Here is an 8,823-nt window from a genome sequence, read left to right as displayed (position 1 = left end):
CTCCCGAAACGGGGGCGCGACGGGCGGTCGCCGTGCGTTCGGGCGCGGGTGCGCGCGGGGGGATGGACGCGCCAGGTCCGCGCCCCGGCGGCCGTGCCCTGGCCGCCCCGGCGGCCGTGCCCTGACCGCCGTGCCCCGGCCGCCTTGGGTCCGGTGCCCCGGGGGCGGGCCCGGCGCCTTGGCCCTGGCGCCTCGGGTCCGGTGCTCCGGGTCGGGAGGCTCGGGTCCGACGCTTCGCGTTCGGGCCCAGGGTTCGAAGGCTCGGGTTGCACACTGCGATTTCGCTCTGAATCCGCCGCCCCGGGTCCACGCCCGGGGGCCGGTGCCCCGAGTTCGCGCGCCCGGGTTCGGCGCCCTGGGCTCGCGCCCCGAACCCATGCTCCGAACCTGCACCCAGGGTTCGCGCCCCGGGCCGGTGCTCCGGGCTCGTACTCGGCCCCGCGCTCCGCTCCGGCATCCCCGGCCCGCTCCCCGGGCCTACACTCCGAGCCCGTGCCCCAGGACCCGGCCCCGCGCCCCGGCCCCGGGCCGAGGGGCCGGCGCCCGTGCACCTGGGTTCGCGCCCCGGGCCGGTGCTCCGGGCTCGTAGCCCGGCCCCACACTCCGAGCTCGTGCCCGGGCCCCAGGACCCGCGCCCCGGCCCTGGGCCCACGCTCCGAGCCCGTGCCCCAGGACCTGGCCCCGCGCCCCGGCCCCGGGCCAGGGCCGGCGCCCGTGCACCCTGGGTTCGCGCCCCAGGCCGGTGCTCCGGGCTCGTACCCCAGCCCCACACTCCGAGCCAGGAACCCTGGCCCGCTCCCTGGGCCCACGCTCCGAACTCGTGCTCCGAGCCCGCGCCTCAGGACCCGGCCCGCGCCCTGGGCCCACGCTCCGAGCTCGTGCTCCGAGCCCGTGCCTCAGGACCCGGCCCGCGCCCTGGGCCGGCGCCCCGAACCCGTGCTTCGAACCGGCACCTGGGGTTCGCGTCCCCGGTCGGCGCTTCGGGCTCGTAGCCCGGCCCTACGCTCCGAGCCAGGCACCCCGGCCCGCTCCCTGGGCCCACGCTCCGTGCCGGTGCTCCGAACCTGCGCCCTGGGTTCGCGTCCCGGGCTGGTGCTCCGGGCTCGTACCCCGGCCCCGCGCTCCGAGCCGGCACCCCCGGCCCGCTCCCTGGGCCCACGCTCTGAGCCCGTGCCCGTGCCCGTGCCCCCGCGCCCCGGCCCCGAGCCCAGGGCAGGCGCCCCGCGCTCCGCACCCGAGCCCGAGCTGCGGCTCCGAGCCCCGTGCTGGCGCTCCGCGCCCGCGCTCTGAGCCTCGGGCCAGCGCTCCGGGCGCCGAGTCCCGGGCTGGCGCTCCCGCCCGCGCTCCGGTTCCGCGCTCCCGGCCCGCGCCCTGCGCTCACGCTCCAAGGCCGTGTTTCGGTCCCGAGCGCCGGGCCGGCGCTCTGCGGCCGTGTTCCGGCTCCGGGTTCCGGGTGCGGGTTGGTGTTCTGGGGGCTTGGTTTGGGGTTTGGGGGTGCGTTGGTGGGGGTGGGGTGTGGGGGTGGGGTTTGTGAATGGCTTGTTAATGGGTGGTCCGGTGGGGGTTGGTGGGGCGTGCGTACGGTTACGTTGGGAGCTGGTGGCTCGGGGTGCGCCTACCGTAGGGGTCCGAGTGTGTCGTGGATGTGGTGCGGAGGGCGCAGGATGGGGCGTGTCGTCCTGGTTACCGGGGTTGCCGGAGATCCCGGGGCCGGGTTTGTGCGGATGATCCGTGACGAACCCGATGTCGACCGGGTGATCGGGGTCGACATGGTGGCGCCCGTTTCGGAGCCGGCCGGTGTGGACTTCGTGCTCGCCGATATTCGCAACCCGATGATCGCCAAGGTGGTCGCCTCGGCCGCGGTGGACACCGTGGTGCACCTGAGTCCCAGCGAGCTGCCGCCGATTCGGGGCGGAGCGGTCTCGATCAAGGAGACCAACGTCATCGGCACCATGCAGCTGCTCGCCGCGTGCCAGAAGGCGCCGTCGATCCGCCGTCTGGTGGTGCGCTCGACCACCGCCGTCTACGGCGGTTCGCCGCGCGACCCCGCGCTGTTCGCCGAGGACACCGAACCGCGCGTGCAGCCCTCGACCGGCTGGGCCAAGGACGCCGTCGAGATAGAGGGCTACGTGCGCGGCTTCGCCCGGCGCCGGCCGGATGTCGCCGTCACCGTGTTGCGGTTCGCGCCGCTGCTCGGGCCGCGTACCGATTCGCCGATGGGCGCCTACTTCGCGCTGCCGGTGTTGCCCACCCTGCTCGGCTACGACCCGCGCCTGCAGTTCGTGCACGAGGACGACCTGCGCGAGGCGCTGCGGATCGCGATGCTCGCCGATCGGCCGGGCACGTACAACATCGCCGCCGAGGGTGTGCTGTTCCTGTCCCAGGCCGCGCGCCGATTGGGCCGACCGGTGGTGCCCTTCCCGGCGGCGGCGGTGGGTCTGGTCAACCAGGGTTTGCGGCGCGCGGGTTCGGTGCACCTGTCCGCCGAGCAGGTACGCCTGCTCACCCACGGGCGCGTGGTGGACCCCGCACGGGCCCGGGAGAAATTGGGCTTCGTCGCGGCCAGGAGCACGGCCGAGACGTTCGCCGACTATGCCGACGGTCGTCGTTCGACCGGCCTGCTCGACCCGAGGCGCCTGGCCCAGGTGCCCGATCGACTCGCCGACCTGCTGCTCACCAGGAGGAACCCCGATGGGTGAGGCCCGCATCATCCCCTTCGACGGCGCCACTTCCGGAGCGCGCCCGCCCGCGCCCCGGTCGGGGCGTCGGCCCACCCGGACCGCACGTGCGGTCCGGGTGCCCGAGCCGGTCGAGGGTGAGGTGCCGGTGCGATCGATCGAGGCGCGACCGGGTCGAAAGCGGACGGAATCCGCGCGGCCGGCCGAGCCGGGGCCGGCGGAGAGGGGTTCGGTGGAGACGGGATCGGCGGACGCGGCCGAGGCGGGGCCCCGGCGCGCGGCGGGATCCGGGCGTTCGTTGTTCGGGTCGCTCGCGGGCGCGATCGGCGGGGTGGTGGGCGGCGCCGCCGCCGGACTCCTCGACGGCGTGGCCGGACCGGGCTGGGAGGATCGGGCCGCCGACGGACTGGCCTTCCTGCGCCGCCGGATCACCGGTGAGTACGAGGTGGACGAGTTCGGCTTCGATCCCGAACTCAACGACAAGTTGATGGCCGCGTTGCGGGTGGTCTACGAGCAGTACTTCCGGATCGAGGTCAGCGGCCTGGAGCACATTCCGGCCGAGGGCGGTGCGCTGATCGTGGCCAACCACTCCGGCACGCTGCCGGTGGACGCGCTGATGACGCAGGTGGCGGTGCACGACCACCACCCCGCTCGGCGCAATCTGCGGCTGCTCGCCGCCGACCTGGTCTTCCAGTTGCCGCTGGTGGGTTCGGTGGCGCGCAAGAGCGGACACACCCTCGCGTGCCACGCCGACGCCGAGCGGCTGCTCGGCAAGGGCGAGTTGGTCGGCGTGTGGCCCGAGGGCTACAAGGGCCTGGGCAAGCCGTTCGCCGAGCGGTACAAGCTCCAGCGTTTCGGGCGCGGCGGCTTCGTGTCGGCGGCGCTGCGCACCGGGGTGCCGATCGTGCCGTGCTCGATCGTGGGCGCGGAGGAGATCTACCCGATGGTCGGCAACGCGCGCACCCTCGCGCGCCTGCTCAACCTGCCCTACTTCCCGATCACCCCGACCTTCCCGCTGCTCGGCCCGCTCGGCCTGGTGCCGCTGCCGACGCGGTGGCGGATCGAGTTCGGCGCGCCGATCCACACCGACGCGTATCCGGAGGAGGCGGCGGACGACCCGATGGTCGTGTTCAACCTGACCGACGAGGTGCGCGAGACCATCCAGCACACGATCTACCGGCTGCTGATGCAGCGGCGGTCGGTCTTCTTCTAGGTCGGGTCCGGATCGGGTTCCGGAACCCGGAACACGAAGGCGGCGCGTGGACGGTGGTCCGCGCGCCGCCTTCGGTGTAGTCCACCGGCTCGGTCAGCTGTGTGGCTCCTCCTCGGCGGCGCCGAGCAGGTTGAGCCCGATGCCCGGCAGGCCGGGCAGCAGGGGCGGGAGGATCTGACCCTTGGGCGTCTTCGCCGGAGCCGGGGTGCCCCCGGAGCCGTCGGACCGCTCGGAGGGGTTTGCCGCCGGAGGCCCGCCGAGCAGCGGGATGTTCAGCCCCGGGAGCAGGCCGCCGTCCTGTTGCGGCTGTTGTTGCGGTGCGGCACCGCCCGTCGTGGTCGAGCCGCCCTGCGGCGGTGCGCCGTTGGTCGCGCCGCCCAGGCCCGGGAGCCTGGGGACGAGCGGCAGGCCGCCGGTGCCCGGTGCGCCGCCCGGGGCGGTACCGGGCGCGGCCGGTGCGCCGTCGGTGTGCCCACCGGTGCCGGGCTTCGCCGAACTCCGGTCGGGAGTGCCCGCGATCGGGGCGACCTGCTCGTTGATCGCGGTGAGCAGCGTGCGGACCCGGTCCCGCTCGGAGTGCAGCTCCGGCGGGAGTCGGTCGCCGATCCGCTCCATGCGCTCGTTGCCGGAGCGGGCGAAGTCGGCCAGGTTGCGCATCGACCCGTCGCTGCCGCTCTTGCGGAAGTGGTCGGTGAGCAGCGCACGGCCCTTGTCGGCCTCGTCGCGCCAGTCGTCGAGCACCTGCCGCAGATGCCGCACGGTGTCCTTGTCGGGGCTTCGCCCGGCCCGCCTGAGCAGCCGTTCGGCCTCGCCCATCCGGGTGTCGGCCTGTTGCAGGTAACGCTCGCCGCGTTCGTGGTCGTTGTCGGCGAGCGAGATCTTGAAGTCTTCGACCGTGCGCTTGACGCCGTAGGTCAGGTCGCCGGGCAGCGCGTCGGAGCTGGCGTAGGCCACCCCGCCGAGACCGCCGCCGGTGACCACCACGAACGCGCCGGCGATCGCCGCCCGCCGCCGCCAGCGCACGGTGCGCGGCGGGGCCTGCGACTCTCGGCGGCGATGCGCGCCGCGCGGTGCCGGCACGGTGGCCGCACCCTCGGTCGCGGGCAGCGCCGCGGCCTCGTCCAGCAGCCGTTGCCGGAGCGCGGTGCGAAAGTCCGCGCTCGGTACGGGTGCCGCCGAGGACCGCTCGCGCAGCATCTCGGCGGTCCGCAGCAGCGGGACCAGCGCGGGCAGAGGCTCCGCCGATCGGTTGTCGCGGTCGTTCTCGTCGAGGGCTCGCGCGAAGGCGCTCGCGGGTCGCCGATCCAGGGCCGCAATGCTCACAGGCCGCACCTCCTCTCCCCGGATGTCCGTCCAGGGAAGTCTCCGGGTCGGGGGCCACAGGGCGGCTCCCCGCCGCAACGATCCCCGAAGGGGGTCGCTATCGGGGAGAACGAGCCGCGGACCCCGAAGGTTACGGAAGTGTGATTCACCGCACGTCCTCGGGCAGGAGACGGGCGAGCGTCCGTACGGCGCGGTACTGCAACGTCTTGATCGCCCCCTCGTTCTTACCCATGATCTGTGCGGTCTCCGCGACCGATAGACCCTGCAGGAAGCGCAGGGTCACGCATTCCTGCTGCTGGGGGTTGAGCTTGTGCACGGCGTCGAGCAGGGCCGCGTTGGACAACGATTCCAGGACGCAGTCCTCGGGGCTGGACTCGACCTCGTTGGCGTCGAGCATCTCCCCGGTGGTGACCTCCAGGCGGAACCGGCTGGACTTGAAGTGGTCGGCGACCAGGTTGCGCGCGATGGTCACCAGCCAGGCGCCGAAGTCGCGACCCTGCCAGGTGAAGGTGCCGATCCGGCGCAGCGCGCGCAGGAAGGTCTCGCTGGTCAGGTCCTCGGCGACGGCGCGACCGCCGACCCGGTAGTAGATGTACCGGTAGACGGTGTCGAAGTAGTTGTCGTAGAGCTGGGCGAACGCGTCGCCGTCGCCGTCCTGGGCGAGTTCGACGAGGGCCATGATGCGGCGGGCCTCGCCGTCCGGACCAGGGCCCCGGGTGTAGCCGGAGCCTCGGGTGGGACGGGTCGGTTCGGTGGTGCCGGCGCGCGCCGCGAGGGCGAGGCCCACGGGCCCGGCCGAAGTCGCGCGACAGACACCGGCGCCGTAACCGGCTGTGGCGGCGAAACCGACGGACGGGGGGGCGAAGCTCGCGCACACCGCCGCACGCAGTGTCGCCAGCCCGGACACGTCAACCCGGACGATTCGGTGCACGGGACTCCCTGTTGCTTCAGCGGTAATTACGTTCGGTGCGGAATCGATCACCCATAGTAGGGAACTTGGATACCGCTGTGCGCCGATCGAGAATAACGCTTAGTAAAGGAAGGGATACCAAGTGTGCCCATCGGCGTTGTGAAGCTACCGGGATCGACCGCTGATGTGTGCTCTTTGCGTGTTTGTCGGGTTGTCGCGTGTCAGGTGTGCTATATGCGGACAACTCGCCGCTCGTCGGGCGGCGCGGGGCAGCCCGAACGGACCCCCTCGCCGCAGGTCGCGGGGGGTGTGCGGGGCCGGGGCCGAGTGCTCAGATCCGGGTCGGCACCCGCCGCCGAACGGCGGTTCCGGCGGCCACCGCGCCCGCGAGGGCGCCGATCCCGGCGGCGGCCGGCAGGCCGATCCGGGCGGCCTTGCGACCGGTGCGGTAGTCCTTCACGCGCCACCCGTGCGCCCGGGCGTGGCGGCGCAGTCGGGCGTCCGGATTGACCGCGCAGGGATCGCCCACCAGGGTCAACATCGGTATGTCGTTGGCCGAGTCGCTGTAGGCCGAGCAGTCGCCCAGGTTCAGCCCTTCGCGGGCGGCGAGCGCGCGGACCGCCTCCGCCTTGGCCTCGCCGTGCAGCAGTTCGCCGACCAGACGGCCGGTGTACACGCCGGCGCGGGTCTCGGGCACGGTGCCGAGCGCGCCGGTCAGGCCCAGTCGGCCGGCGATCGTGTCGGCGATCTCGATCGGCGCGGCGGTGACCAGCCAGACCTGGCGGCCCGCGTCCAGGTGCATCTGGGCCAGCGCCCGGGTGCCCGGCCAGATCTTGTCCGCCATGCACTCGTCGAAGATCTCCTCGCCGATCACCCGGATCTCCTCGACCGTGTGCCCCTTGGCGAACGACAGCGCGCTCTCCTGCGCGTCGCCCACGTGCCCCATGTGCTCCCCGCCGAGCCGGAACCTGGCCTGCTGCCAACCGAACCGGGCGATGTCGCGGGTGGTCAGGAACCGGCGGGCGTACAGGCCCCGGGCCAGATGGAAGATCGACGCGCCCTGCATGACGGTGTTGTCCAGGTCGAAGAACGCGGCGCCGATCCGGGTGGGCGCATCGGCCTCGCCCGGGGCGCGCGCCGGGGCGCTCGCCTGCGCCGCGGCCGCCGCCGCCTCGCCCGCCCGCACGGCGTTGTCGTGGTTGTTCTCGGTCCTCGATCGCCGGCGCAAGAAAACCATGGTGACGAGCCTAGTAGGCCCGTATTGCGCTCGTGTGGCGCCGGTCTTGCGGGTGCGCGCCCCATCGGTGAAGCGCCGCCTTCGGCTCGGGCCGGGAGGTGCTCTCCCGGTCGGCCCGTGGTGGGGCGACAATCGAGGACGTGAATCCTTTCCGCCGCCGCCCCGACGCCGCGACCCGCTCCGTGACGCTGTTGAGCAAGCCCGGCTGTCACCTGTGTGACGACGCCCGGGTCGTGATCGAACGGGTGACCGCGGAACTGGGGGTGACCTGGACCGAAGTCGACATCACCCGGGACGCGGACCTCCAGCACAAGTACTGGGAGCAGATCCCGGTGACCCTGGTGGACGGTGAACAGCACGATTTCTGGCGGGTCGACGAGCGGCGGCTGCGCAAGGCGCTCGGCGGCTGAGTCGGTCCGAGGCCGGTCCGCGTCGATCCGATGCGGTCGCGGTCGGTCGTTTGCCGGGGGAGGGGGCCGACCGGGGGACGAATCGCCGACACGTACGGTGCGGAGGTGGATGCGATCGGTCACCACGACTACGCACGGGCCATGCTCGAGTCACCTCATGTGATCGAGTTCACGCCCGACTTCGGAACCAAGGCGTGACGAGCATCACGACAGGCGCGCAAATCGGACACCTACTTTGTGCGTACGTTCACAAAAGCCTAACCTGGCAATCGAAATCCCAGGTCCCACCCACAGGAGCAGCGTGGCTACAGGGCGTACCGAGCGACCGGCGCAGCGGGGACGTGGCATCCCCGAGGCGACGGTGGCGCGGCTTCCGCTGTACCTCCGGGCGCTCAGTGCGCTGTCGGAGCGGGGTGTTCCCACGGTCTCGTCCGAGGAACTCGCCGCTGCCGCCGGGGTGAATTCGGCGAAGCTGCGCAAGGACCTGTCGTATCTCGGCTCCTACGGCACCCGTGGGGTCGGTTACGACGTCGAGTATCTCGTGTACCAAATCTCGCGTGAACTCGGGCTCACCCAAGACTGGCCGGTCGCCATCATCGGCATAGGAAATCTGGGTCACGCCCTCGCCAACTACGGCGGGTTCGCCTCGCGCGGCTTCCGGGTCGCGGCCCTGCTGGACGCCGACCGGGCGGTCACCGGGCAGCGGATCGCGGGCATGGCGGTGCGGCACATGGACGACCTCGAGCAGATCGTGCGCGAGGACCACGTGTCGATCGGCGTGATCACCACGCCGGCGCCGGCCGCGCAGGAGGTGGCCGATCGACTGGTCGCCGCCGGCATCACGAGCATCCTGAACTTCGCGCCGACCGTGCTCTCGGTGCCCGAAGGGGTGGACGTGCGCAAGGTGGATCTGTCCATCGAGTTGCAGATCCTGGCCTTCCACGAACAGCGCAAGTCCGGTCTCGACCCCGTCGCGGGGCCGGTCCCGGCGCGACCCTCGAAGCCCGGGGAACGCGGCGACCTCCCCGAGGTGATGCCCGCGTGACCGGCTG

7 protein-coding genes are annotated in these 8,823 nt (G+C 72.9%); 4 read left to right on the top strand and 3 right to left on the bottom strand.

The window, feature by feature from the left end; all coding sequences use genetic code 11:
- Positions 1-1,664: 1,664 nt before the first annotated feature.
- Together ACFRCG_RS25355 and ACFRCG_RS25350 are read left to right on the top strand one after the other, a co-directional pair.
- Positions 1,665-2,699: an NAD-dependent epimerase/dehydratase family protein gene (locus ACFRCG_RS25355; RefSeq protein WP_380035193.1), complete on the top strand. Its 1,035-nt coding sequence runs from the start codon at positions 1,665-1,667 to the stop codon at positions 2,697-2,699.
- Entirely contained in the window at positions 2,692-3,891 is a 1,200-nt protein-coding gene (locus tag ACFRCG_RS25350) for a lysophospholipid acyltransferase family protein (protein WP_380035191.1), read from the top strand. The genes ACFRCG_RS25355 and ACFRCG_RS25350 overlap by 8 nt, the downstream gene beginning before the upstream one ends.
- 93 nt (positions 3,892-3,984) lie before the next feature.
- On the opposite strand, the gene ACFRCG_RS25345 is transcribed toward ACFRCG_RS25350, so the two are convergent.
- The 3 genes from ACFRCG_RS25345 to ACFRCG_RS25335 all read right to left on the bottom strand — a co-directional run bounded on the left by ACFRCG_RS25345 (position 3,985) and on the right by ACFRCG_RS25335 (position 7,361).
- Positions 3,985-5,214 carry a DUF5667 domain-containing protein gene (locus ACFRCG_RS25345; protein WP_380035188.1) on the bottom strand — a complete coding sequence of 410 codons (1,230 nt, stop codon included), beginning with the start codon at positions 5,212-5,214 and terminating at the stop codon, positions 3,985-3,987.
- Positions 5,215-5,359: 145 nt separating this feature from the next.
- Complete coding sequence (locus tag ACFRCG_RS25340) at positions 5,360-6,145, bottom strand: ECF subfamily RNA polymerase sigma factor, BldN family (protein ID WP_380035185.1); 786 nt, start codon at positions 6,143-6,145, stop codon at positions 5,360-5,362.
- Between the two features lie 310 nt (positions 6,146-6,455).
- Complete coding sequence (locus ACFRCG_RS25335; RefSeq protein WP_380035182.1) at positions 6,456-7,361, bottom strand: HAD family hydrolase; 906 nt, start codon at positions 7,359-7,361, stop codon at positions 6,456-6,458.
- 140 nt (positions 7,362-7,501) lie between these two features.
- Here ACFRCG_RS25335 and ACFRCG_RS25330 point away from each other — a divergent pair, with 140 nt between their 5' ends.
- Together ACFRCG_RS25330 and ACFRCG_RS25325 are read left to right on the top strand one after the other, a co-directional pair.
- Complete coding sequence (locus ACFRCG_RS25330; RefSeq protein WP_380035179.1) at positions 7,502-7,771, top strand: glutaredoxin family protein; 270 nt, start codon at positions 7,502-7,504, stop codon at positions 7,769-7,771.
- Positions 7,772-8,072: 301 nt separating this feature from the next.
- On the top strand, positions 8,073-8,816 hold the full coding sequence (locus ACFRCG_RS25325) for a redox-sensing transcriptional repressor Rex (RefSeq protein WP_078976624.1): 744 nt from the start codon (positions 8,073-8,075) through the stop codon (positions 8,814-8,816).
- Positions 8,817-8,823 lie beyond the last annotated feature (7 nt).

Origin of the sequence: Embleya sp. NPDC056575 (genome assembly GCF_042793325.1) — a bacterium.
Lineage (GTDB): Bacteria > Actinomycetota > Actinomycetes > Streptomycetales > Streptomycetaceae > Embleya.
The sequence above is the reverse complement of the archived record's forward strand: the minus strand, read 5'-3'. Positions and strand labels throughout refer to the sequence as shown.

Coding starts and splice junctions, on each gene's coding strand:
- ACFRCG_RS25335 (WP_380035182.1), bottom strand. CDS start 7,361: ATGGTTTTCTTGCGCCGGCGATCGAGGACCGAGAACAACCACGACAAC.
- ACFRCG_RS25350 (WP_380035191.1), top strand. CDS start 2,692: ATGGGTGAGGCCCGCATCATCCCCTTCGACGGCGCCACTTCCGGAGCG.
- ACFRCG_RS25355 (WP_380035193.1), top strand. CDS start 1,665: ATGGGGCGTGTCGTCCTGGTTACCGGGGTTGCCGGAGATCCCGGGGCC.